The following is a 24086-nucleotide window of genomic DNA, read 5'->3' as shown; positions in this document are numbered from 1 at the left end:
TCACCCTATAAACCTCACGGGGTCTACGCGGCGGATAACTTCCGCCGCGTCTTCACCACTCCGACAAATGTTGCGGGGCGCTCGATAAGATGTTAGTTATTGATCACTAACCGATGGGGCGCTGTGGATGGATAGATCAGATTTGGCCCTGCGTATCACGGGCGGCATCGCGATCGGCTTTGGCGGGCTGACCCTGCTGTCGGGCGGCACCACATTGCTGGGCGCTCTCGACATGGGGGCGGTGGTCGGCTTCGTCTTGTGGTTCAACACCTTGGCGGGCGTGGCCTATATCGCAGCGGGGCTCGGCCTCTGGCGGGCAAAGCCTTGGGCCTATCCGCTGTCACTGGCGATCTGTCTGGCGACATTGCTGGTCTTTGCGGGGTTCCTCTATGTCGTCCTGCGCGGCGGGGCATATGAGATGCGCACCGTCTTCGCCATGACCCTGCGCTGCGCGATCTGGCTGGGCATCGCATTGGTGGCCCGCGCGGCTGTGCGCAGACGGCAGACATGAAAACCGCATCCCCCATAGACGGCGCGCTGGTGCTGACAATTGCAACCGGCCTCGGGCTGGTTCTGGCGGGGCTGGGCCTCTGGCCACTGCAAGGTAGCGCGGCGGATGTGGCCTCACTCACCGGATTGACGCTGGTCTATCTGGCCGGCGGGCTGCCCGCGGCTTGGCGGGCCGTCACCGTTCTGTGGCGAGAGCGGGTTCTGGATATCGACCTGCTGATGGTGGTGGCGGCAATGGCGGCGGCGGCGGTGGGTGCGCCGCTCGAAGGCGCGGTGCTGCTGACCCTGTTCAGCATCTCGACAACGCTGGAAGAGCGCGCCATGGGCCGCGCCCGCCGCGCCGTCGAAGCACTGATGGCGCTGCGCCCCGAAACCGCCTTGCGCAAAGCCGAAGACGGGCATGTCCATGAGGTTCCGGTCGCAGAGCTGACCGTCGGTGATATCATCGTCTTGCGCCCCGGTGCGCGTGTGCCCACCGATGCCGAGGTCATCGCGGGGCATGGCGCGCTGGATGAGGCCAATATCACCGGCGAATCCATGCCGGTCAGCAAACAACAGGGCGCGCAGGTCTTTGAGGCAACGGTGAACCTCGACGGGGTGCTGGAGGCAAGGGTCACCAAAAGCGTCGCCGATAGCACCGTCGCGCGGATGATCACGTTGGTCACCGAGGCGCAGGCGGCCAAAGCCCCCTCGGAACGTTTCAGCGAATGGTTCGGCCAGAGGTATACGGTTGCGGTGCTCCTCGGTGCCATTCTTGCCTTTGCGACTTTCCTCTTTCTCGGGCGCGACTGGCATGATGCGCTCTACCGCGCGGCGGTCTTGCTGGTTGCGGCCAGCCCCTGCGCGATTGTGATCTCGGTGCCTGCCGCGATCCTCTCGGCGCTATCCGCGGCAGCGCGGCGCGGCGTGTTGTTCAAAGGCGGGGCGGCGCTGGAAACACTGGCCGCGGTCGATACATTCGCCTTTGACAAGACCGGCACATTGACCACCGGCAAAGCCTCGGTCAGCGAGACCGTCGCCCTCGAGATCGACGCGCGGGAGTTCCTCGCGCTGCTGGCCGGGCTCGAGGCGGAGTCCGAGCATCACAGCGGCGCCGCGATCCGCGCGGAAGCCAAGCATCACGGGATTGCGCCGGTGGCGGTGGAGGATGTGGTGGCTTGGCCGAGCGAGGGGATCACCGGCGCCTTTGAGGGCCGCACCCTTTGGGCCGGAAACCCGCGGATCGCGGCGCGGATGGGCGCGACGATTGAGCATCCGGCCCTCGCGGCGATGGTCGAGGACACGCAGAGCGTCATCTATTTCGGGCAGGACGCGCAGCTTCTTGGCGCGGTGAGTATCGCGGATCAGGCGCGTGCGAGTTCGGCTCCGGCGCTGGCCATGCTGCGCGACAGTGGCGTGAGCAAAATCCTGATGTTGACCGGCGACCGCCGCTTGGTGGCGATGCGGATCGGGGCGGAACTGGGGTTTGAGGCTGGCGATATCCACGCCGATTTGCTGGCCGAGGACAAGCTGCGGCTGATCGGCGAGCTTGCCGCCAAGGGGCGGGTGGCCTTTGTCGGCGACGGGGTGAATGATGCCGCTGCCTTGGCGCGGGCCGATGTCGGGATCGCGATGGGCGCGGCGGGATCGGATGTGGCCCTGCAGGCCGCCGATGTCGCGCTCTTGTCCGAGGATATGGAGCGATTGGCCGAGGCCCATATGATGGCGCGCCGCACCGCCAAGATCATCCGCCAGAACCTGACTTTCGCTATCGGCGCCATGGGCGTGTTGGTCACCGGCGGGTTGTTTTTCGATCTGCCCTTGCCGCTGGCGGTGATCGGCCACGAAGGCGGGACGGTGCTGGTGGTGCTCAATGGCCTGCGGCTGCTCAAAGGGGTGGATCGGTAGGGAAGGGCGGTTACAGGTGTCAGAGCTGCTACGTCGATAGGTGGCCGGTCCGCGATGATCGCTGCGCCATAGCGGCTGATATACCGCCAAAGAAACCGTTGCGACGATGCGGAGATGGACGGTCCGCTTTGCCATGAGTATTGCGGGCGCGACACCCATCGAAAAGCTCTCGGCGGTGCTGGTCGAACCCTTTGCAGCCTGACCACGCTCGCGGGGCAATCCCGCCCCCCTTTGCTAGCTCCGCCGTATCTGCTCAGGCGCGATAGCGGTGATCACGGCATCGCGCGTTTCCGCATTGCTCGCCGCGATGATCTGCTCGTTCAACCGTGCCGCATCGAGCTTGCGCAACTGGGCGATGAGCTCTTCGGCCTCGTCTTCGGGATAGCCCAATGCGTGCAGCGCCCGCCCGCTCAGCGCCAGAGCCGAGAGTTGGGTTTCGCGGATGATCGCCTCTGCGGGCACGCCTTCGCTGGCCAGACGAACCGCATGTATCCGGTCGTGTGCGCGCACCAGCAAAGCGGCATCGGGAAACTTGCGCTGGATGGTGGCGACGATCTGGAGCGTGATCTCCGGCTTGCCCGTCGCCACCACAATCACCTTGGCTGATCCCGCGCCTGCCGCGGCCAGCACCTCGGGCCGCCGCCCGTCACCGAAATACACCCGCTCGATAAACCGGTGCGCTTTGCGGATGCGGTCGGTGTCGTGGTCGAGCAATGTCACCGGCACCCCCTCGGCGATGAGCGGCTGCGCTACCAATTGCCCGACCCGTCCAAAACCGATGATCAGCACCGATCCGGCGGCATCGGTGAAATCCTCGTCGATGGTCTCAGGCGCCGTTTTGCGGGAGACAAAACGATAGACGCGGTCGGATTGCGACGAGAGCGCCATCGACAGGGTGACAATCGCCACCACCACCGAAGCGAGGTCTCCGGGCAAAAGCAGGGCCGAAGTCGCCGCCGAAAACAGGACAAAGCCGAATTCGCCATGCTGGCCCATGGTCAGGGCGATGCGCAGCGCGGTTGGATGAGGGGTTCCAAAGGCGCGGTTCACGCCGTAAGCCCCAAGCCCCTTGAGGCTGATGGTAAGTGGCACCGCCAGCAAGATCACCTGCCAGTTCTGGGCCACCGCCGAGAGGTCCAGCGAGAGGCCGACCGCCATAAAGAATAGCCCCATGAACAAGCCGCGGAAGGGCTCGATATCGGCTTCCATCTCGTGCCGATAAGAGGATTCTGCGAGCATCACACCGGCGATAAAGGCGCCCATCGCATAGGATAACCCCGCCGAAGCCATGATCAGCGCGGCAAAGACCACCACGCCAAGCGCGGCGGCGGTCATCAGTTCCGGGGTGCGCGTGCGGGCGATGATGCGAAAGACCGGATCAAGCGCATAACGCCCGATCAGGATCAGCAGCGCGATGGCGCCGATGCCGATAGCGGTGGCCCACAGGTTGCCAGCCAGCGTCGCATCCTCGCCAGAGGGGGCGAGCAATGTGACCAGCAAAAGAAAGGGCACAATTGCCAGATCCTCGAACAACAAAACCGCGATGGCGGTCTGTCCAAAGGTGGAATTGCGCTCGCCGCTCTCGTCGATGCCGCGCATGACCAGCGCCGTAGAGGAGAGCGCCAAACCGAGGCCGATGATCACCGCGACACGCCACTCAAGCCCGAACAGCAATGCCGCCGACGTTAGCAGGGCCGCGCAGGTCATCACCTGTGCAAGCCCCCGCCCGAAGATTGTGCCGCGCATCGCCCAAAGCCGTGCGGGGCGGAACTCCAGCCCGATCACAAAGAGAAACAGCACCACCCCGAACTCGGCGAAATGCAGCAGTTCCTCAGGGTCGCCGGTGAAGGAAATCGACAGGCCGGCCCCCGCGACCACACCCGCGACGAGATAGCCGATCACCGTGCCCAGCCCCACAGCGCGCGACAACGGCACGAATACACAGGCCAGCGCGATCAGGGCTAGGGCCTCGAGAAAGGCCAGTTCCAGCCCGACAAGGCCGAAAATCGCCCGCCCGTCCTCGGGAGTGGCTGCCTGTGCAGGGGCACCAATGACGGCCAAGAGGATGGCCGCGCAGATATATGTGACCGGTCGGCGCGTCACCCTCCATGCCCTCCGCTGGTGGTCTGCGCAACAATGCGGGTGCTTGCAGGCCATAGGTGCTTAACCATCAAATTTGCCGGCCACGGTCGGGATATCCGAGCCATGCCTGCCACACCGGAAACCCTCAGCGGCGACATACTCACGCCACGCCCAGCGGTAGTTGCTGCGCCTCGGCCCATTGCCGTGGTGACTGCCCATAGTGGCGCTTGAACTCGCGGCTGAATTGCGAGGCGCTCAGATATCCGACGTCCATCGCGGCCTCGGTGACCGCCAAACCGCCGGCGATCTTCATCGCGGCGTTGTTGAGCCGCATGGATTTGACGAATTGGATCGGCGCCATCGTGGTCACCTGCTTGAATTTGCGGTGGAACACCGCGCGGCTCATCCCGGCGCGGCCCGCCATCTCGTCAATCGAGACCGGCGCCGCCAGATTTGACGACAGATCCGCAATCGATCGCGCAATGGCATTTCCGGCGCCAAAGGCTTGCCGCGCAAACCCGCCCGCCTCGCCCTTGAGGATCGCGTAATATAGCTCTCGCAGCCGCGCCTCGCCAAGGATCGCCATATCCGCCCGGTTCTTTGCAAGCTGCAACAGCCGCAGCAGGGCATTGGTGAAACCATCATCCCAGCGCGCCAGCCTGATCCCCTGCGCAGGCGGATCGGTTTTGACCATCGGATCGGGGCTGGCAGAAGCCTCCATCTGCATATCCATCGCCAATGCCGACATCACCCGCGGGTCAAGCGCGATGAGCACGCCGTAAAGCGGGGTATCCGGCGCGGCGGCAGGGGTTCCGGCCATGACCGGCATCGACATCGGACAGCAGAGGTATTTGCTATCGTCGTAGACATATCTTTGCCCGTCAAAAATGGCTTCTTTCTCGCCGCTGACGATGGCCACGATGCAGGGATCATAGACCACCGGAACGCAGGGAATGGCCTGCGTCGCGCGGAACAGTTGCACGCCTTTGATGCCGCTCTCGGTCAGCCCCTCACGGGCTGCGTTTGCGGCGATAATATCTTTGATGGCCTGTTTGCTCATGGCGGCGATCTAACCGAGGAACCCCGCGCGTTGCAACCGGCTTGAGACAATCAGGCAAGTTTTTGCGACAATCTTGGCTGTTTCTGCGCGCCTGTGAGAGGTATTTACAGCTTCAGGATATAAGTTGCGCGGCCCTTTGCCCGCGCTCAAAGGAGCAAGATAATGTCGGATACCAGATTTGGACCCAAAGGCTGGACGCCGGACCGCCTGAGTGATCTTGGCGGCAAGACCTATGTGATCACCGGCGCCAATGCCGGCGCGGGGTTTCAGGCGGCGCGGACGCTGCTGGGCAAAGGCGCGAAAGTGGTGATGCTGAACCGCTCGGACGCGAAATCGCAGGCGGCACAGGCGCAGCTAAAGGCCGAATTCGGCGCCGAGGCCAAGGTCAGCTATATCCGCATGGACCTTGCCTCGCTGGCCTCTGTGCGCGCGGCGGCGGCGGAGATCTTGGCCACGGTTCCGCGCATTGACGCGCTGATCTGCAACGCTGCCATCGCGCAGGTGCCCAAACAAGTGCTGACGGTTGACGGGTTCGAAAGCATGCTGGGCACCAACCACTACGGCCATTTCCTGCTTTGCGGGCTGGTATTCGAGCGCGTGGCCGAGACCAAGGGCCGGATCGTGGTGGTCTCGAGCCTTGGCTATAATATGGGGATCAAAACCATCCAGTTCGACGATATGAACTGGGATCAGAACTATCACCAAAACCGCACGTACTCGCAAAGCAAACTGGCGCAGATGATGTTCGCCTATGAGTTGCAGGACCGGCTGGCCGCGGCAGGTCGCAGTGATGTCGGCGTCTATGTCTGTCATCCCGGTTCGTCACGCACCTCGCTGATCACCACCAGCGGCAATCTGACCACGCGGATCATGTTTGGGCTGATGTCGCTGTCGCCCTTGGTGCAATCTGCCGAAAAGGGCTCTTGGCCCGAGGTGATGTGCGCCACCGAAGAGGGGCTGGAGCCTCGTGCGCTTTACGGTCCCACGGGCTGGCTGGGGTTCGGCGGCCCCGTCGGCAAGGGGGAATTGCGGCCCCATGCCTATGACAAGCCGGTGATGGCGCGGCTGTGGGAGGTCTCCGAGGCGGCGACGGGGTATCAATGGGCGCTTTGAACGGCTGCGATGCGCGCAATGCGGTTTCGGCGCTACGACCGGTCAGCGGCGCGCGCGAGAAACCATGATATGACCTTGGCAATCGCCGGTGATTGCTTGGGTTTGCGCGTGGCAAGCAGGTAGAAATCCTGCCTGCCGCGCAAGATTTGCGGTGTGATCTGCAGTAAACGCCCGCTTGCAAGCTCCGCAGCCACCAGAAACCGGCTCACCAGCGCCGCGCCCTGACCGGAAAGCGCGGCATCGACAGCCAATGAGGTCTGGCTCAAGCGCAGCCCGTGGCCCGCGGTATCTGCGATGTTCAGCGACCTCAGGAACTCCGGCCAGAGATCATGCGCGTCGTGCAGTTTGGGCAGGGCCGAGAGGGCCTGCGGAGTGACCGGCACGCCTTGCTCCGCGACCAGATCGGGCGTTGACACCGCGATAACCTCTTGATCAAACAGCAGATGAGCGTCGAGCGCGGCGCCAAAGGGCGGCTCGCCCTGTCGGACCGCAAGGTCGATCCCGTCGCTGTGAAAGCTCGAGAGTTTCTCGGTCGCCAGAATGCGCAGGTCGATATCGGGGTGATGGGTCGAGAAATCGGGCAGATTGGGGATCAACCATTTCGCCGCGAAGGTCGGAGTGACGCTGATCAGCACCTTGCCGGGTTCCGGCCTGAGCTGCTCGGTGGCATTGCGCAGCGCGTCAAACGCACTGGCGATGCCCGCGTGATAGCTTCGCCCCGCGGCGGTGAAGGCCAGACCCTTCGGCAGTCGCTCAAACAAGGGCACTCCCAAATGCGCCTCAAGCTGGCGCACCTGCTGGGCAATGGCGCCCTGCGTCACGCGCAACTCATCGGCCGCGGCGCGAAAGTTCAGGAACCGGCCCGCCACATCAAATGCGCGCAGCCCGTTAAGGGGAGGAAGCTGGGTCATTTGGAGATAGTATTTCTACTGTCATGAAAGATCAATTCTCGGGCGATGCGGCGCGTCCATAAGATTATATTCATGCCAATGACGAGATGGAGTGAGTAATGACTGTAGATAACATGGTGCATATCGCCGGCAGCGGCACCGGCGCCGCGCGTATAGCGTCGGTAGTTGGAATTGATCCGGGTAGCCGGTCCTTGTCTGCACAAGGCAACGGCGCTGCAGCGGGAGGCTTGGCTCATGTCCGCTGACGCCGCCATGAGGCGCCCGCAATTCGACCGCATGGTGTTCGCGGTCAAATGGGGCGCCTCGATCATCCAGATCATGGGCTATACCGCCACCGGATTCGGCTGGACGCCGTGGAACCTCTATCTGTTTCTGATCGGTGTCTTGGGCTGGTTTGCGGTCGGCGCCATGTGGAAGGATAACGCGCTGATGCTGGTCCATCTCGTCGCCCTCGGCGCCATGGTGGCGGGGATGGTGAGCGGGTAGCATTGCCGGGATTGGCGGCTGGTGCGGCGCGTAAATCACCCGAGCACGAAAACCGATTAACCAAAACCTGCGGGTCTTTATAACCCGTGGTGCCTCAATTCAGCGTGGCGTCGAATTCGATGATGCTGCGGCCCTCATCGGTGACCGGCGCGGCGATGATTTTAGCGTTGAAAATCCCCGGGCCAGAGAATTCGATGGATTGCCCGAGCCGGTCTTCGGTGTTCAGGCTGACCGAATAATCGGTGCTGCTCAGACTGTCCATCCAGTCGCCAAAAAGCGCGTCGAGATCGGCCTCGGTGGTGATCGCAAACATCCGTATGCTCGAGCCGATGGCGCGGTCGGTAACCACTTCGATATCGTCAGGAAAAACCAGTTCCGAGGGGATCCAATCCTGCACCACGCTGGACGCAGCGGCGCTTATCGGCACGGCGAGGGCCAGCGCCAGAACCGCGCCGCCGAGGGCAGGGCGGGAGAGCGCGGCTTGAAAACGGGCGCGGAATGTTGCGGGGCGGGAGGGTCTGCTGATCATGGCGCTTTAACTAACGTATGTGCGCAGGTTTTCAAGCAGCTCGGCATTTTTCCGCTAGGCTGTTTGGTTTTTGAACTTCAAAGTTCTTTAATTTCTCCAGCACCAAGGTCTAAAACCCAGTCAAACAGCTTCATATGCTGAAAAACCGGCATGTCCTTCGATGCGCGGTTCGCTCGCAGCGCATTGGCTCTTACCGGCAGAGCCTATACATATGAACGCCACAGCACCGGCACGCCGACCCGCAGGTTTCGCGGGGGCGATTTGCCTGTGCGGAGGCAGGAAGGACCCCAAAATGGTGATGCAAGACCGGAGCCCAAAGCCCGAGATCGTAATTATGGGCGAGGCCAGCGAGGGCGCGTTGGCGCAGGCGCAAAACTGCCGGATCGAAGCCGAAGCGATGCTGTTGATGGCAGATAATCACCAAGGCTACGGCATGCCGGTCGGCGGTGTGGCGGTCTAAACCGATAGGATCGCTCCGGCGGGTGTCGGCTTCGATATCGGCTGTGGCAACAAAGCGGTGCGGACCAATCTGACGCGGGCGGATGTCAGCGGGCGGCTCGCGCCCTTGGCGGATGAGATGTATGCGCAACTGGCCTTCGGCGTCGGGCAGGCGAATAAGACCCGCGTCGAGGATGCGCTGTTTGACGATCCACTTTGGCAGACCTCGCCGTTTCTGCGCGCTTCGGGCGATCTGAAAGCGACGGCGCGGGCGCAATTGGGTTCGATCGGCGCGGGCAATCATTATGTCAATGTGTTCGCCGATGAGGAGGAGCGGATTTGGGTCGGGGTCCATTTCGGCTCGCGCTCATTGGGCCATGCAATTGCGTCGCATTTTATGAAACAGGCGGGCGATAAGCCCAATGCGGCGGATGCGGCGCCGAAAACACTGCCGGTGAATTCGGCGTTGGGGCGCGATTATATCGCCTGTATGCAATTGGCCGGTCGCTATGCCTATGCGGGGCGTGACTGGGCCTGTGACAGGGTGGTCGAGATCCTTGGCGGCGAGATAGTGGACGAGGTGCACAACCACCATAATTTCGCTTGGCACGAAGAGCACGGCGGCCAGAACCGCTGGGTGGTGCGCAAGGGCGCGACACCTGCGTTTCCCGGCCAGCGCGGGTTTGTAGGTGCGTCGATGGGCGGGGTCTCGGTGATCTTGCAAGGCGTCGACAGCGCCCAGTCACGCGGGCTCTATTACTCGACCGTGCATGGCGCGGGGCGGGTGATGTCACGCTCGGCGGCGGCGGGGCGGCGGCGACGGGTCAAGCGGCAGGCCACCCGCAAGGACGGGCGCGTGGTCAATGTGACCGAATGGGTGCAGAGCGGCGGTCAGGTGGATTTTCCGGCTGTTCAAAAGGAGCTTGCGCGGCAGGGGATCATCCTGCGCGGTGGCGGCGCGGATGAGGCGCCCGAGGTCTATAAGGATCTCGATAAGGTTCTCGAGGCGCATGCGGGCACGGTGGAGGTGCTGCACCGGTTGCGCCCGCTGATCGTCTGTATGGCGGCGTAGCGGGTGAGGCGCACTAAAGCGCAGGCTGACCTGCGGGGCGCGGCGAGGGGGTGCAGCCGCGGCGCTATTTTCCTTGATCAGGGCAGGGCTTAACGAGTCTCAGATTTGACGAACGGCACCGCAGCGCGCCATGCGAGCAGGGCGATGCCAAGCGCGGCGAGCGCCAGCACCGGCAGATTCATCGTCGGCAGATTGCTGACGATCACACCGACCAGCGCCCAGATAATCGCCGCCGCATACCCCCATTCGCGGGGGCGCGCGGCCTGCACGATCAGCGCGACCAGCAGCACCGCGCCAAGGCACAAGAGCGCCGCTGCCTGCGCCGAAAGCACCCCGTATCCGGCCAGCGTGACGCCAATGCCGACGCCGGTCGCGGCGGTCAGCCAGCCTGCATAGAGCGCGACGGGGCGGGCCTGCAGCCAGACATCCTGTGGCCCCGCGCGCAGCAGGGCCGCGATTGCTGTGGCCGCCATCACCACGATCATCACTGTCGCCAGAACCGGCGCGGAATTTGCCGCCGCGATCCAGAACGCGCCGATAGTCAGACTGATCAACAAGGGGATCCGCATCGCCTGCCAGCCTGCGTCGTCGGGTGCGCGCCAGACGCCGTAAGCGGCGCTGATCACCAGCCAGAGGTAAATCACCCCCCAGATCGCAAACGCATAACCCGCAGGTTGCACCGGCGGGTCGGTCTGCGGGATCGGGAATTGATCGGCGGAAAAGCCGTTGAAACCGCTGGAAAATAGCGGCGAAATCACAAAGGCGATGGTGGCGACCAGCACCAGAATGGCGAGAGTTCCAATGCGCATGGCGTGTCCTTTTCGAGTGCTATCCCAGCGGGTTAGATGGTGGCGCGACGTGGTTTCATTTCTCAACGCCTTGAGGATCATACGGCGCCGCGCGGGTTTTGGATCAGATTAATCTTGGCGCTGATTGTCCCGAATAGCGAGGGCTTTTGCTGCTGCTGGTTTTTCGGCGCCCTCCGCGCCTCACTGCAACCTGAGCGCAGCCGACTTGATTGCAAAAGGAATTCGGGCAATGCTGCGGTCAAATCGTGATCGTATTTGAGAGTAACCATTGAAAGGGAGAGAATTTTATGGACCTGCAAACTTCGGTTAAAACCTGTCTGACGCAAAAATATGTCGGTTTCAGCGGGCGCGCGAGCCGGTCGGAATATTGGTGGTTCGTGCTGGTTGTGGTGATCGGCGGGATCATTGCCTCACTGCTGGGATCGTGGATCGTATTGATCTATTACCTCGCCTTGCTCAGCCCGATGGCGGCGGCGGGATACCGGCGCTTGCAAGATACCGGACGGCCGGGCTGGCAGATCTTCATCCCGATGGGGCTTGGCTTGATCGGCATGTTGTTCATGCCCTCGGCGCCGGTGGTCGATGGCGGGCAGGTGACCAATATGCCGAGCATGGGCAGCATGGGGTTCATGGCGCTGTTTGGCCTTGTGCAACTGGTGGTCGGGCTGGTGTTCCTGTGGTGGCTGACCCGCCCGTCCGAGCCTGAGGCAAACCAGTTCGGGCCGGTGCCGGCCACCTGATCACTTGAGAGTTTGCCCTGATTTGCGCCCTGTCGCGGGGCGCAAATCATCCAGAACGGCATAGAAGGCGGGCAGCACGGCAAGGATCAGCACCGTCGCCGCCAGCAGCCCGAAGACCACCGCGATCACCAAAGGTTTCAGCGTTTGCGCCTGCGTCGAGGTCTCGAACAGCAAGGGCGCCATGCCGAAAATCGTGGTCGAGACCGAGACAAAGATCGGCCGGAACCGCGCCCGCACCGCATCGCCCGCAGCCTCGGCAGCTGTGCGGCCCTCGGCGCGGCGGGCATTGATCACGCCGACCAAGAGGATCGCGTTATTGACCACGATCCCCGCCAATGATGCCGCGCCGACCAGCGAGGGCATCGAGATATTATAGCCCATCAGCACATGCCCCCAGACCACCCCGAGGAAGGCCAGCGGGATGGTCATCATCACGATCACCGGCTCGATATAGCTGCGGAACTGGAAGCTGAGCACGGCATAGATACCGACCAGCCCGATCAGAAACCCGCGCAGGATCGAGGCGACGGTCTCGGCGGCATTGGCGGCCTGTCCGCCGATCTCGAAACTCAGCCCCGGGGTCTCGGCAGCGAGCGCGGGCAGGTAGCCGCTGGCCAAACGGGCGGTGATCGCATCGGCATTGCCGATCTGCCCGTCGACATCCGCCGAAACGGTGAGGGTGCGGCGCCCGTTGCGCTGGGTGATACTGCCCCAACCGCGCGCCTCGGTGAGGCTGGCGACGCTGGACAGCGGCACACTACCACCTGCGGGGAGCGCGATTTCAAAGGCCTCAAGACCGGCGCGGTTGGCACGGTCGGCGTCGGAGAGGCGCACCTCGAGATCCCACGCCCTGTCGCCGCGCCGGATTTCCTCAAGCTGCGTGCCAAGGAAGGCGGCGCGCAATTGGCTGGCGATATCGGCAGCGGTGAGGCCCAGAGCCTCGGCCCCCGGTGAAAGCGTCAGTCGCAGTTCCGGCGCGCCGGGGCGCAGATCAAGGATCGCGTTGCGCACACCGGCATAGCTGGAGAGTTCGGCCAGCGTGGCGCGACCGGCGTCTTGCAGGGTGGCGAGGTCGGGATGGCTCAGGCGCAACTCCACTGCGACGCCCTGCGGGCCGATGCCCGGTTCGGTGAGGATCAGCGAGGAGGCGCCGGCCAGCGGTCCGATCTCGGCGCGCCAAAGGGTGATGATCTGATCAAGCGTTTGGCTCCGTGTGCCGGCGCTTTGCAGATCGACCGCGACGGTGGCGACATGGGCGCCGCTTTCCCCCGCCGACAGGTTGCGCCCCATGCGGGTGATGCGGCGGATCACCAGCGGCGCCGCGGCAGGGTCGGGGGACATTTGCGTATTTACCCGGTCAACCGCCGCCTCGACCTGCGCCACCGCCTCCATGGTGCGGGCGAGGGGGGTGCCGGCGGGCATCAAGATACGCGCCTCAAGCACATCGCCGTCGATCTCGGGCAGGGCCTCGCGCTTGACCACCCCGCCGCCCAAGGCGCCGACGGTGACGATCAGCGCGGCGATGGCCAGCCCCGAGACCAGCCAGCGAAAGCGGATCGCGGCATCGGCCAGACGCCCCACGCCTTGATCGCGCAGGGCGTTGAAACCGGCGTCGAAGGCGCGGCGAAAGCGTGATGGATTGTCCTGTGTTTTGCTGCCCGAGAGATGATGCGGCAGGATCAGGAAGGCCTCGATCAAGGAGGCAGCAAGCGCGGCCAGCAGGACCACCGGCAGCACCTGCAAGACCGCGCCGAGTTCACCGGCGAGAAAGGCCAGCGGCAGGAACACCGCCAGCGTGGTCAGAAAGGACGAGATGACGCCGGGCGCCACCGCCGCCACGCCCGCCGCGACATTGGCGACACTGGTGGAACCCTTGGTATGCACGGCGATGGATTCGGCGATGACGATGCTATCGTCCATCACAATGCCGATCGCCATCAACAGCGCGACCAGCGTCATCATGTTCAGGCTGAGCCCCGTCACCGCCATCCAGATGAACGCACCGGCAAAGGCCGCGGGCAGGCCCATCGCCGCCCAGATCGCGAAACCGGGGCGGAAGAAGAGGGACATCACGACGACGACCAGCACCAGCCCGATGACGCCGTTTTGCACCAGCATCAGCAGGCGGTCGCGGATGATCGAGGTCACGTCCTGTACCACTTCAATGCGCAGGGCGGGTGGCAGACGGGCGGTTTCCTGCGCGACTAATGCGGTGACCGCGTCGAGCACCCGCAGCGCGTCGGCATCCAGCGCCTTGGCGACATCAATGAGGATCGCGGGCGCCCCGTCGATGCTCGCGCGGTCATGGGGCGGCTCGAAACGCTCGGTGATCGTGGCAATCTCGCCCAGACTCAGCGTGGCGCCGCTGGGCAGCACCAGCACAGGGATCGCCGCCAGCCCCGCAGCGCTGTCGCGGGCGGCGGTGACGCGCAGGGTCAGATCGCGGCCCGCGCCTTCCAATGTGCCGGCGGGCAGGTCGATATTCTGCGCCGCAATCGCATTGGCCAAACTGGCAGGGGTCAGCCCGTAGCCCTCGAGCACCACACGGTCGGCGCTGATGCTGAGCGTGCGGGTGCCAAGCCCGCTGCGCGTGGCCGTGGCGACACCCGAAAGCGCGGTGATCCGGTCGGCAAGGCTCTCGGCGTAAAGGTCCAGTTCCGAGAGCGGCAAATCACCCGAAATCGCCACCGAGGCGATCGGATCGGAGCGGTGCATCTCGCGCACAATCGCCGGATCGGCGCGGGCAGGGAAACTGTCAATCGCCGCGACTTCGCTGCGCAGGGCGCTGATAAACCGCAGCGGATCATTGCCCGAACCCATGGTGGCTACGGCGCGGGCGCGGCCGGAGTGTGCGCTGCAACTCAGGGTTTGCAGCCCCTCGACACCCTGCACCCCGTCCCAAAGCGGCGCGCAGATCGCCCGCTCCACATCCTCGGCTGCGGCGCCGCGGTAGGGCACGGTGATTTCGGCCTCGACTGAGCGAAAATCGGGGAAAGTCTCGCGCAGCAGGTTCGGCACGGCAAAAAGCCCCGCCGCGAGGATCACCAGTAGCAGAAGATTGCCCGCCGTCGGATGGCCGGTGAACCAGCGGATCATTCCATGACCTCAACGGGGTGCAGGGGCAAACCGGGGATCGCAAGCGCGATATCATCCAAGACCACACGCTCGCCCGCCACCAGACCTTGGGTCAGCACAACGCGCCCGTTCTGGGTGAACTCGGGCGTGACGGGGCGCAGTTCCAGCCGGTTATCCGGCCCAACGATGCGCAGCATTCCGGCGTGCAACGCGGCTTCGGGCAAGGCGAAGGCATCGGCGATTGGCGCACCGGCAAAGGTCAGGTTGACCTGCATATTCGGCACCAAGGGCAGGCGCTGCGGCGGGTTGGCACCGGCATAGGGCGCCTCGACAGTGACCACCACCGGCACGCTGCGGGCACGAGCGTCAACGGCGCCCTCGATCCGGCTGACCCGCGCGGCCCAAAGCTGCGAGGGATCGGCCAGCGGACTAAGCGTCACATCAATCAGACGGGCGGGGATGTCGCGCATCATGTCCTCAAGCGACAGCCCCTCGGTGGCGCTGCCGAGAAGGCGGCGAAAACTGGCAATCGGCAGATGCGCGACGACCTCGACACTGGCGAGCGCATCGCCACGGATCACCACTTGGCCGGGGGCGATGGTCTGGAAGCGCTCGGCGCTGACCTCGGTAACGCGCAGATCGAACGGCGTGGTTAATGTGGTGCGCTCCAGCGCGCGGCGGGCGCGGGCGAGCGCGGCTTGGGTGCGGGCGCGCTGCGCAGCGATACGGGCCTCGCGGGCGGGGACCAGCGCCAGCGCGTTCTCCAGTTCGGCCACCGTGCGCCGCGCCAGAAGCGTCGCGCGCTCGACCTCATTGGCCCGCGCTTGCGGCATGGTGCCCTGCGCGATCAGGGTGTTGGTGCGGGTCAGATCGGCCTCGGAGAGCGCCAGACGTTCACGCTCGAGCGCCAGAATGCGGGTGGTGTTGCTAGCTTCGGCCTCGAGTTGCGCGGCCTCGGCACCAAGGGCGGCGAGATCGGCCTCGGCCTGCGCCAAAGCCAGTGCGTAATCGGCGGGATCGACGCGCAACACCTGCGTATCCGCTGGGATCAACCGGCCCGCTTGCAGATCGTCATGGCGCCAGATCACCTCGCCCTGCACCTCGGCCACCGCCACCCAGGTTTGCGCCGCGCGCAGGTTGCCCCAGACCGTGGCACTTGGGCGGATATCCTCGGGCGTGACGGTGAGTGTGCGCACCGCCAGCGCCTCTGCCTCGCCCTCGATCTGCGCCGGACCCGGCGCGGTGGAGATCATCCATGCGGCGGAGGCCACAGCGAGCGCGACGGGCGGCAGGGCGAGGAGTGGAGCGAGGCGCATAGGGTTAACCCTTGGCTACTGAGAGTGGATGCGAAGCGGCGGCGGTTGGCGTGGCGGGCGCCAATTTGGCGGCGCGCGACTCGGGGCGTGTGGTTGTGGGTGGGGTGAGTATATGTTAGTGAGTGATTGCTAACAAGAGAGTCGCAATGTCCATCCGTTTGAACGCCAAAACCCGCAAGGCGCAGATCGTGCGCGAGGTGCTGCAACTGGCCGATGAAATCGGGCCGGACCGGCTGAGCACCAATGATGTGGCGCGCGCGGTTGGGCTGAGCCAACCGGCGATTTTCCGGCATTTTCCGACCAAGGGCGAGATGTGGCTGGCGGTGGCCGAGGAGATCGCGCTGCAACTCACCGCCGCCTGGCGCCAGGCCGAAGCCGGGGCGGCGACACCCGAGGCGCGGCTCAGGGCGTTGATCGGCGCGCAACTGGCACAGATCGCGCAGACACCGGCGATGCCCTCGATCCTGTTCTCGCGCGAGTTGCAGGTTGATAATCCGGCGCTGCGCGCGGTCTTCATCAGGGTGCTGGGCGAGTTTCAGGCGCGGCTGGTTGCGGCAATCCAAGAGCGACAGGCAGGCGGCAGCGCGCGTCAGGATATAGCTGCCGAGGATATCGCGATGCTGCTGACCTCATTGGTGCAGGGGGTGGCGATCCGCTGGACCTTGGGGGCACGCGGCTTTGCGCTGGTCGATGAAGGGCTGCGTCTGTTCGATGTGCAGATAGCGCTGCTGGAACCATAGCCGCGGCGGTGGCTTTGTGGTGCCTTGGGTCAGTGTAGAGTGAAATGCGCCGGCGGGATCTGTATCGCCCAGAGGATGCCCTCGGCACCCATCTGATAGGCGGCTTCGGCCTCGAGCACCGCCGAGGCATGGGCGGTGAGCACCGTATGGCCAAAGCCGGTTTTGGCGGGTTGTGCGGCGATCTCCATGCCGGTCTCGCGCCAGTCAAAATGCAACTGCTCCGCCTCAGGCACAACCTGCCAGGTGATCGTAATCTGCCCACGTTCCTGGCTCAACACCCCGTATTTCGCCGCATTGGTGGCCAGCTCATGGATCGCCATGCCGATGGTCTGCACCGCCTCGGGCTGCAGGTTGACCCGCGGGCCCGTGATCGTCACGCGGCTCTCGGCTTCAAGCGTGGTGAAGGGTTCGAGATGACCGGCCACCACCGCCTCCAGCGAGACACTGGTCCAGGCGTTATGCACCAATAGATCGGTGGATTTCGCCAGCGAGGCCAGCCGCTGCCCGAAGCTGCGGTTGAACGCCTCGAGCGAGGGCGCATTGCGCGCGGTCTGGCCCTGAATGGCCAACACCACGCTGAGCATATTCTTGGCGCGGTGGATCACCTCATTGGCGATCAGATCGCGGGCGCGTTCGGCATTGCGGACCTCGGTCACATCGCGGTGGATGTTGGAGATCGCGATCACCTCGCCCTCGGGGTTGCGGATCGGCGCGCAGCTGATCCATACCTCGCGTTCAGCGCCGTCCTTGGCAATCCGCGTGGCCTCGAAATCGGGCAGGCGACCGGCGATGATCTCGTCGCGGTAATAGGTGATCCGCTTGGGCCAATCCTCGGGAAACAGCGTTTCCAGCGATTTGCCAAGAATCTCCTCGGAGCGGTAGCCATAGAGCCGCTCGGCCGAGGGGTTCCAGGTGATGATATTGCCATCGAGATCATAGCTGATCACCGCGTCACTGGTCGAGGCGACCAGCGCGGTCATCGCATTGGCGTTGATATAGGCGTCCTCAACGGCTTTGCTTTCGACGTGGCGGCGGGTGATATTGCGGTGCTGCACCACCAGATAGCGCCTCTCGCCCTTTTCAAAGCGGTTAGCGCTGAGCTCGAACCAGCGTTTCTCGGTCGGGCTGTCGCAGGGGTATTCGCAACGGAAACTCTTGCCGGTGGCGAGGGTTTCCTGCAGCCCCTGCGGCACGATCCGCGCGGCGGTGCTCGACGGCCCCTCGGCCTGCGCGCAGACCGCCATATAATTGCTGCCGATCGAGCAGTGGTTCAGGTCGCCGCCGTTGTCGATGCAGAAATTCTCCCAAGCCGCATTCGAGGCGATGATCTGGCCACCGGCGTCGAGCACGACCACCTCGTCATCGAGCGCCTGCAAAATATCCAGCATGCCGGACAGATCGTCACTCATGGCGGTGTTTTGCATCTGCATTTCCTCGGGTCTGGAGGGGCGGGGGCGGTTTTCGGGCGTTATGACCTTTGCATTTCTAATATGTAACCCTCAGATGTGCATTTTGTTGCGCGCTGTGGCGGTAAATTGCACGGGCAGCTGAGGCGGGCTTGGTTTGTGCGCTGCTCGAAAGGCGCGAATGCGGGTGATTTCGCGGGGCTTAAGGGCGCCACTGCGGGTCTTTGGCGACAAGTTCGACGGTATTGCCATCAGGGTCTTGGGTAAAGATGCCGCGCCAGCCGACCCAGTCAAAGCGCTGGATGCTATAGGGCTGTTTGAGCCGTTCATACCATGCGATCACCGCGTCTTGCTCTGCCCAAGGCAGGCTCAGCGCCAGATGATGCAGCGAGGAGGCAGGGCCGGTCCGGGGCGGTGTCTCGGCGGCCTCCACGCCGCCCGCCGCCGCGATGTCATGGCGAAAAAGTGCCAGCACCGCGGTATGCCCCGCGACGCCCTCGGAGATGCGAAAGAAGGCGATATCGCCGCCGCGCGGATCGTTGAACGGTGCAAGCCCGATCACATCGCGGTAGAAGGCGATCATCGCGTCGAACTCAATGCAGCGGATGGCGATTTCGCCCAAGCCTTGGACGGCAAAGCCTTTTTCAGTCATCGCGCTCTCCCTGTGTTGCGATCAATCCGGCGGCGGCGTTACCCATCGGCGCCCTTCGCGCCACGCTGGTCAGGCGCGCAGATTAGGGGGATGGGCGGCGGCCCGTCAATCATTGGCGTGATCGAAAAAGGCGGCGAAACTGCGCGAAGTGAACCCTCGGGCGGGTGCATGGCGTGGGCAATCTCGGCGCATCCTTTGGCAGGTGTATCAGGGCGATAACCGGTGGTTTGGCCGCAAAGTAATGTTGTTCAATATCAACTGAACACATTGGACAGGCCCCGCCAACTATGGCAGTTTGGCAAGGCGACCAAGACCGGAGAGAGCCGTGGACAGCACCGCCAAGCCCAAAAGCGCCGCGCAGGCGCGGGCCGATTTCATCGAGAAAACCGGCGTCATCGTGCAGTCCGAGGGTCTGCCACGGATCGCCGGTCGGGTGCTGGCGCTGTTGCTATATGACGGGGAGCGGGTGTCCTTTGGGCAGCTGGCCGAGGCGCTACAGGTCAGCCGTGGCAGCATCAGTTCCAGCGTGCGGCTGTTGGAAACCCAGCAATTGATCAAACGCGTCGCTGAACCCGGAGACCGGCAGGATTACTTCCAGATCGCACCCAGCGCCTTTCCCAATCTGATCGAAGCCTCGGTGTTGCGCATGCGCCGCGCCGCCGCCGATATCGAGGAGACGCTGGGCGAGATCCCCGTAACCGAGGCCGGATCACGGCAGCGGGTGGCGGAATTCGTCCGCTATTATCACGCGATGACCGAGGCGATGACCGAAACCGCGCAGCACCTGCGCAGGCGTCCCTGACGGCTTAGCCCTGTTTTGGCGCGGTCACCTTGTCCTCATCATGATCCGGCCCTTTCGGCAGGAACCGGCTGACAAAGCGCCCGAAGCCGTCGACATAGGTCAGCGCCACCGGCACCACCACCAGCGTCAGCAGGGTTGACGAGATCAGCCCGCCGATCACCGCATGGGCCATCGGCGCGTTCTGGCCCGAGCCCTCATGGATGTTCAGCGCCAGCGGCAGCATGCCAAAGATCATCGCCAGCGTGGTCATGATGATCGGCCGGAACCGCGTGCTGCCCGCCTCCAGTAGCGCGTCATAAAGGTTCATCCCTGCGCGCACATGCTGGTTGGCGTTATCCACCAGCAGAATGGCGTTTTTGACCACCAGACCCATCAGCATGATAAACCCGATCATCGAGAACATATTCAGCGTGGAACCGCCGACCAAGAGCCCCGAGAGCACCCCGATCAGCGCCAGCGGCAGCGCCACCATGATCGCGACGGGCTGCAGGAACGAGCCGAATTGCGAGGCCAGCACCAGATAGATGAACACCACCGCCAAAAGCAGAGCCGAGGCGGTGGAACTGGCGGTCTCGGCCAGTTGCTCGGCGTCGCCGCCGGTGCGCACGCGGTAGCCTGCGGGCAGGGATAGCGCATCCATCGCCGCTTGTATCTGCGGCGTCACATCGCCCAGTGTTACGCCTTCGAGATTGGCGCTGACGGTGATTTGCCGCGACAGATCCATCCGTTCGATCTGTGAGGGGCCAAAGGAGGGCACGATATCCGCCACTTGATCCAGCCGCACCATCTCGCGGCTGCCGGTGGCGCCGCTTTGGGCAATCGGCAGGGCGCGCAACACCTCAAGATCATTGCGCAACTCCGCCGGCAGCCGCACCCGCACGGTGAAATTGCGCCCGTCCGGCGCGGTCCAATCGGTGACATCCTCACCGCCCAGCATCGGCCGCAGGGTGGCGCCCAATTGCTGCAGGCTGACGCCGAGATCGCTGGCCGCATCGCGGTGCAGACGCACGCCCAAGACCGGCTGCGCGGCATTGAGGCTGCTTTCGACATCCACCAGCCCTTCGATCCCTTGCAACTGCCGCACCAGCCGGTCGGCAAAGGGCGCCAGCACATCGAGATTGTCACCAAACAGATTGACCTGCACCGGCGCCTCAATGCCACCCATGCCTCCGGCGGCGCCGATCACATAGTCGATGCCGGGGATCGCGCGCAGCGCGGCGCGCACCGGCGCGGTCATCTCTTGCGGGCTGCGGCTGCGCTCGGAGGGTGGGCGCATGCTGGCGATGATCGTGGCGGCATTCTGGCCGCTGGCCTCGGTGCCGGCGTTGATCGTGGCATAGGTGCCGATCACCTCGTCAAACTCGCGCAAGAGACGCTCGATCTGGCGGGTCTTGCCGGCGGTATATTCCAGCGACGAGCCGACCGGCGTCTCCACATTGACCTGAAACTGGCTGTTGTCCTCGGGCGGGATAAACTCGACCCCGACCAAAGGCACCAGCGCGAAACTGCCGACAAACGCGGCCAGCGCAATGCCCATGGTGACCAGCCGAAAGCGCAGCGACCAGCGCAGCACGGCCCTATAGCGCGCGCCGAGCCAGACCATGAAGCGTTCGAATTGCGCCACCAACCGGCCCAGAGGCCCGCGTTTGGCACCAGGTTCGGCGGCGGGATCATACCAGACCGACGACAGCATCGGATCAAGGGTGAAAGCGATGAACATCGAGATCAGCACCGCGACAGACACCGTCACCCCGAACTGCAGGAAGAACCGCCCGATGATACCCTCCATAAAGGCCACCGGCAGGAACACCGCGACAATCGACAGGGTCGTGGCCAAGACCGCCAGCCCGATCTCATTGGTGCCATCCAGTGCCGCCTGCCGATGCGATTTGCCCATATGCAGATGCCGCATGATATTCTCGCGCACCACAATCGCGTCATCGATCAGCAGGCCAATCGCCAGCGAGAGTGCCAGTAAGGTCATGATATTGAGGGTAAACCCCAAGGCATAGATCACCGTCATCGTGCCGATCACGGCAATCGGCAGCGTCAGACCGGTGATCACCGTCGAGCGCCAGGAGTTGAGGAACAGGAACACGATCAGCACCGCCAGCGCGGCGCCCTCGACCATCATATTCTGCACCCCGTGGTAGGATTGCTCGACCGGCAGGGCGTTGTCGCGCACCACTTCAATGGTGACGCCCTCGGGCAGTTCATCCGCCATCAGGCTGGCAATCGCATGGCGCACGGATTCCGCCACGGCGACGGTATTGGCGCCTTGGGTCTTGACCACATCGACCGCCAGCGCCTGTTCACCGTCCAGTAGCGCCAGCGAGCTGCGCTCGGCCTCGCCATCGACCAGCGTGGCGACATCGCGCAGCCGCACCGGCTGGCCACCGCTGCGCGAAACAATGATATCGAGAAAATCCGCCGATTGCTCGATGCGGCCCTCGATTTGCAGGGTCTGGACGATCAGTCCCTGCTCGATATCCCCGGCGGGCATGTTCTGGTTCTCGGCGCGGATCGCCGAGGTCACCTCGCCAACGCCGACGCCAAAGGCAGTCAGCCGGTCGGGGTCAATCTCGACATTCAACTGCCGCGGGATGCCGCCAACCACAGTGGCGCGGCCAACGCCGGGGATGTTCATCAGCCGCGGCTCGATCACATCCTCGGTCAGCGCGGTCAGATCGCGCAGCGACATATCATCCGCACTGACCGCCAGCGACAGAACCGGCAGTTCGGCGGGGTCGAATTTGAACAACAAGGGCGCATCGGCGGTGTCGGGCAGGGTCGCCTCGACGGTGGCAATGCGGTCGCGCACATCCTGCGCGGCGGTGGCGCTATCGATGCCGAGATCAAACATCAGGATGACCATCGCCTGACCTGAGCGCGCGGTTGACTGCACGCTGTCGATGCCGCTGATCGTGTTCACCGCATCTTCGATCGGGATGATCACGTCATTCTCGACCGCCTCGGGCGAGGCGCCGGGGTAAGAGACCACCACTGCCACCACGGGGAAATCCACATCGGGGAGTTGCTCGATCGGCAGGCGTTGGAAGGAATAGAGCCCGATGACGGTCAGCGCGACCATGATCATCGTGGCAAACACCGGTTGGTTGACGCTGATACGGGTCAGGAACATCGCTTAACGCTCCACCAATTCGACCGCGTCGCCGGGTTGCAATCCGGGCAGGGGCGCGGTGATCACCCGGTCGCCCGCCGAGAGCCCCTGCGTGATCCGCGTCAGGCCGCCGGTCCAGGTGCCACCGCTCTCCACCGCCACGCGCTCGAGCCGCCCGTCGGTGATGCGCAGCACATAGGCGCCCTCGGCGTCTTCGCGCAGGGCGGCGGTGGGCAAGGCAATCGCGTCTTCGGCGCGCTCGATCACCACCTGCGCGGTGGCGAACATCCCGCCCAGCAATATCCCCTCGGGGTTGTCGATGGTGACATAGACCGGCACCGTGCGGGTGCCCTCCTGCGCCACTGGGTTGATCCGCGCGACCACGCCGTCAAAGCTTTGCTGGGCGATGCCGTCGACGCTGACCTGCACCGCCTGACCTTGCCGCAATAGCGCACCATCGGCGACCGCGGCATTGGCGCGCAACTCGACGGTGGTCAGATCGACGATGCTGATCAAGGGCGTGCCGGCGCCGACATATTGGCCCGGCTCGACCGAACGCGCGGCGACGATACCGGCGAAGGGCGCGCGCACCGTGGCATGGCGCAGGCGCAGCTCGGCGCTGGCCACCTGATCGCGCAAAGTGTCGAGATTGGCGCGGGTTTGGGTTACGGCATTGCGCGCCTCGTCCAGACTGGCCGAGGTGGTGACGCCGCGATCGACGAGGGTCTGCACCCGCTCGAGCTGGTTGAGCGCCAGATCCAGCTGCGCCTGCGTCGCGGCGGCGCTGCTCTGGGCTTGGTTGAGGTCCAGCGTCAGCGTCTCGACATCCATCTGCACCAGAAGTTGCCCCTCGGTGACCGGATCGCCCGGGCGCACCGCCACCTGCCGCACCTCACCGCCGGTCTGCGACGACAGTTGCGTGTTACGCCAAGGGGCGAGCGTGCCGCTGGCGCGGACACGACGTTCGAGGGCTACGGGCGCCAAAACCTGCATCTCGTCAGGGTTGATCTGCATGACCAAAGCGGGCGGCGCGTCACTGGCGGCCTCAACGCCAACCTCGGCCTGCGACGCGGGGTCAGCGAGTTGCGTGCTGTAATAGCCAAAGCCACCCGCACCGATCACCGCTAGAGCCACCACGGCCCAAGGCCAGACGCGCCGCTTTGGCACTTGCCCCGAGGCGGCGCGCAGCTCGCGGCCCAACTGCCGGTCGGACTTTGCCCAATCGGGTTTGCCACTGGTCGGCGGTGTCGTGACCTGTGTCTTGGTGGACGAGGAATTGGTCTGCGGGGGGCTATCCTGCGGGCTCATCAATGGTGCTCCAGCTTTGATCGGCGCAC

The 24086-nt window shown here is 64.3% G+C and carries 20 protein-coding genes; 9 read left to right on the top strand and 11 right to left on the bottom strand.

The window, feature by feature from the left end; all coding sequences use genetic code 11:
- Positions 1-127 precede the first annotated feature (127 nt).
- Both DDE20_RS11710 and DDE20_RS11705 read left to right on the top strand, forming a co-directional pair.
- Positions 128-511, top strand: coding sequence for a hypothetical protein (locus DDE20_RS11710; RefSeq protein ID WP_116558674.1), 384 nt, complete (start codon positions 128-130; stop codon positions 509-511).
- Positions 508-2397 (top strand): heavy metal translocating P-type ATPase, encoded by a 1890-nt coding sequence (locus DDE20_RS11705; RefSeq protein ID WP_116558673.1) that lies wholly within the window; start codon positions 508-510, stop codon positions 2395-2397. Before DDE20_RS11710 ends, DDE20_RS11705 begins: the two co-directional genes overlap by 4 nt.
- 234 nt (positions 2398-2631) lie before the next feature.
- Here the strand turns inward: DDE20_RS11705 and DDE20_RS11700 are convergent, their stop codons facing one another.
- Together DDE20_RS11700 and DDE20_RS11695 are read right to left on the bottom strand one after the other, a co-directional pair.
- Positions 2632-4458, bottom strand: coding sequence for a monovalent cation:proton antiporter-2 (CPA2) family protein (locus tag DDE20_RS11700; protein WP_165814505.1), 1827 nt, complete (start codon positions 4456-4458; stop codon positions 2632-2634).
- Positions 4459-4639: 181 nt separating this feature from the next.
- Entirely contained in the window at positions 4640-5539 is a 900-nt protein-coding gene (locus DDE20_RS11695) for an AraC family transcriptional regulator (RefSeq protein WP_116558671.1), read from the bottom strand.
- 162 nt (positions 5540-5701) lie between these two features.
- Between DDE20_RS11695 and DDE20_RS11690 the strand changes: the two genes are divergently transcribed.
- Entirely contained in the window at positions 5702-6652 is a 951-nt protein-coding gene (locus DDE20_RS11690) for an SDR family oxidoreductase (RefSeq protein ID WP_116558670.1), read from the top strand.
- A gap of 32 nt (positions 6653-6684) precedes the next feature.
- Here the strand turns inward: DDE20_RS11690 and DDE20_RS11685 are convergent, their stop codons facing one another.
- The gene (locus DDE20_RS11685; protein ID WP_116558669.1) at positions 6685-7563 is read right to left on the bottom strand and encodes a LysR substrate-binding domain-containing protein; all 879 of its coding nucleotides are present in this window, start codon (positions 7561-7563) and stop codon (positions 6685-6687) included.
- A gap of 234 nt (positions 7564-7797) precedes the next feature.
- Between DDE20_RS11685 and DDE20_RS11680 the strand changes: the two genes are divergently transcribed.
- Entirely contained in the window at positions 7798-8049 is a 252-nt protein-coding gene (locus DDE20_RS11680; protein ID WP_116558668.1) for a DUF6552 family protein, read from the top strand.
- Between the two features lie 94 nt (positions 8050-8143).
- Here DDE20_RS11680 and DDE20_RS11675 read toward each other — a convergent pair whose 3' ends face one another.
- Positions 8144-8578: a hypothetical protein gene (locus tag DDE20_RS11675; protein WP_116558667.1), complete on the bottom strand. Its 435-nt coding sequence runs from the start codon at positions 8576-8578 to the stop codon at positions 8144-8146.
- Between the two features lie 298 nt (positions 8579-8876).
- Here DDE20_RS11675 and DDE20_RS19135 point away from each other — a divergent pair, with 298 nt between their 5' ends.
- Positions 8877-9038, top strand: coding sequence for a hypothetical protein (locus DDE20_RS19135; RefSeq protein ID WP_205961660.1), 162 nt, complete (start codon positions 8877-8879; stop codon positions 9036-9038).
- Between the two features lie 9 nt (positions 9039-9047).
- Entirely contained in the window at positions 9048-10088 is a 1041-nt protein-coding gene (locus DDE20_RS11670) for an RtcB family protein (RefSeq protein ID WP_276308531.1), read from the top strand.
- 89 nt (positions 10089-10177) lie between these two features.
- Here DDE20_RS11670 and DDE20_RS11665 read toward each other — a convergent pair whose 3' ends face one another.
- Positions 10178-10897, bottom strand: coding sequence for a tryptophan-rich sensory protein (locus DDE20_RS11665; RefSeq protein WP_116558666.1), 720 nt, complete (start codon positions 10895-10897; stop codon positions 10178-10180).
- A 287-nt stretch (positions 10898-11184) separates the two neighbouring features.
- On the opposite strand from DDE20_RS11665, the gene DDE20_RS11655 reads away from it, so the two are divergent.
- Positions 11185-11637, top strand: a complete 453-nt coding sequence (locus DDE20_RS11655) for a DUF805 domain-containing protein (RefSeq protein ID WP_116558664.1) — start codon at positions 11185-11187, stop codon at positions 11635-11637.
- Here DDE20_RS11655 and DDE20_RS11650 read toward each other — a convergent pair whose 3' ends face one another.
- Together DDE20_RS11650 and DDE20_RS11645 are read right to left on the bottom strand one after the other, a co-directional pair.
- Positions 11638-14733, bottom strand: a complete 3096-nt coding sequence (locus DDE20_RS11650; protein ID WP_116558663.1) for an efflux RND transporter permease subunit — start codon at positions 14731-14733, stop codon at positions 11638-11640. It lies immediately after the preceding gene.
- Positions 14730-16028 (bottom strand): efflux RND transporter periplasmic adaptor subunit, encoded by a 1299-nt coding sequence (locus tag DDE20_RS11645; protein WP_116558662.1) that lies wholly within the window; start codon positions 16026-16028, stop codon positions 14730-14732. Before DDE20_RS11645 ends, DDE20_RS11650 begins: the two co-directional genes overlap by 4 nt.
- A gap of 146 nt (positions 16029-16174) precedes the next feature.
- Between DDE20_RS11645 and DDE20_RS11640 the strand changes: the two genes are divergently transcribed.
- Positions 16175-16768: a TetR/AcrR family transcriptional regulator gene (locus tag DDE20_RS11640; protein WP_116558661.1), complete on the top strand. Its 594-nt coding sequence runs from the start codon at positions 16175-16177 to the stop codon at positions 16766-16768.
- 29 nt (positions 16769-16797) lie between these two features.
- On the opposite strand, the gene DDE20_RS11635 is transcribed toward DDE20_RS11640, so the two are convergent.
- Entirely contained in the window at positions 16798-18192 is a 1395-nt protein-coding gene (locus tag DDE20_RS11635) for a PAS domain S-box protein (RefSeq protein ID WP_165814504.1), read from the bottom strand.
- A gap of 184 nt (positions 18193-18376) precedes the next feature.
- Positions 18377-18826 (bottom strand): VOC family protein, encoded by a 450-nt coding sequence (locus DDE20_RS11630; protein ID WP_116558659.1) that lies wholly within the window; start codon positions 18824-18826, stop codon positions 18377-18379.
- 325 nt (positions 18827-19151) lie between these two features.
- Here DDE20_RS11630 and DDE20_RS11625 point away from each other — a divergent pair, with 325 nt between their 5' ends.
- Positions 19152-19628, top strand: a complete 477-nt coding sequence (locus DDE20_RS11625; RefSeq protein WP_165814503.1) for a GbsR/MarR family transcriptional regulator — start codon at positions 19152-19154, stop codon at positions 19626-19628.
- 4 nt (positions 19629-19632) lie between these two features.
- On the opposite strand, the gene DDE20_RS11620 is transcribed toward DDE20_RS11625, so the two are convergent.
- Both DDE20_RS11620 and DDE20_RS11615 read right to left on the bottom strand, forming a co-directional pair.
- Positions 19633-22770 carry an efflux RND transporter permease subunit gene (locus DDE20_RS11620; protein WP_116558657.1) on the bottom strand — a complete coding sequence of 1046 codons (3138 nt, stop codon included), beginning with the start codon at positions 22768-22770 and terminating at the stop codon, positions 19633-19635.
- A gap of 3 nt (positions 22771-22773) precedes the next feature.
- Positions 22774-24057, bottom strand: coding sequence for an efflux RND transporter periplasmic adaptor subunit (locus tag DDE20_RS11615; protein ID WP_116558656.1), 1284 nt, complete (start codon positions 24055-24057; stop codon positions 22774-22776).
- Between the last annotated feature and the right edge of the window lie 29 nt (positions 24058-24086).

This window comes from Pararhodobacter oceanensis, assembly GCF_003076755.1.
GTDB classification, from domain to species: Bacteria; Pseudomonadota; Alphaproteobacteria; order Rhodobacterales; family Rhodobacteraceae; genus Pararhodobacter; species Pararhodobacter oceanensis.
The sequence above is the reverse complement of the archived record's forward strand: the minus strand, read 5'-3'. Positions and strand labels throughout refer to the sequence as shown.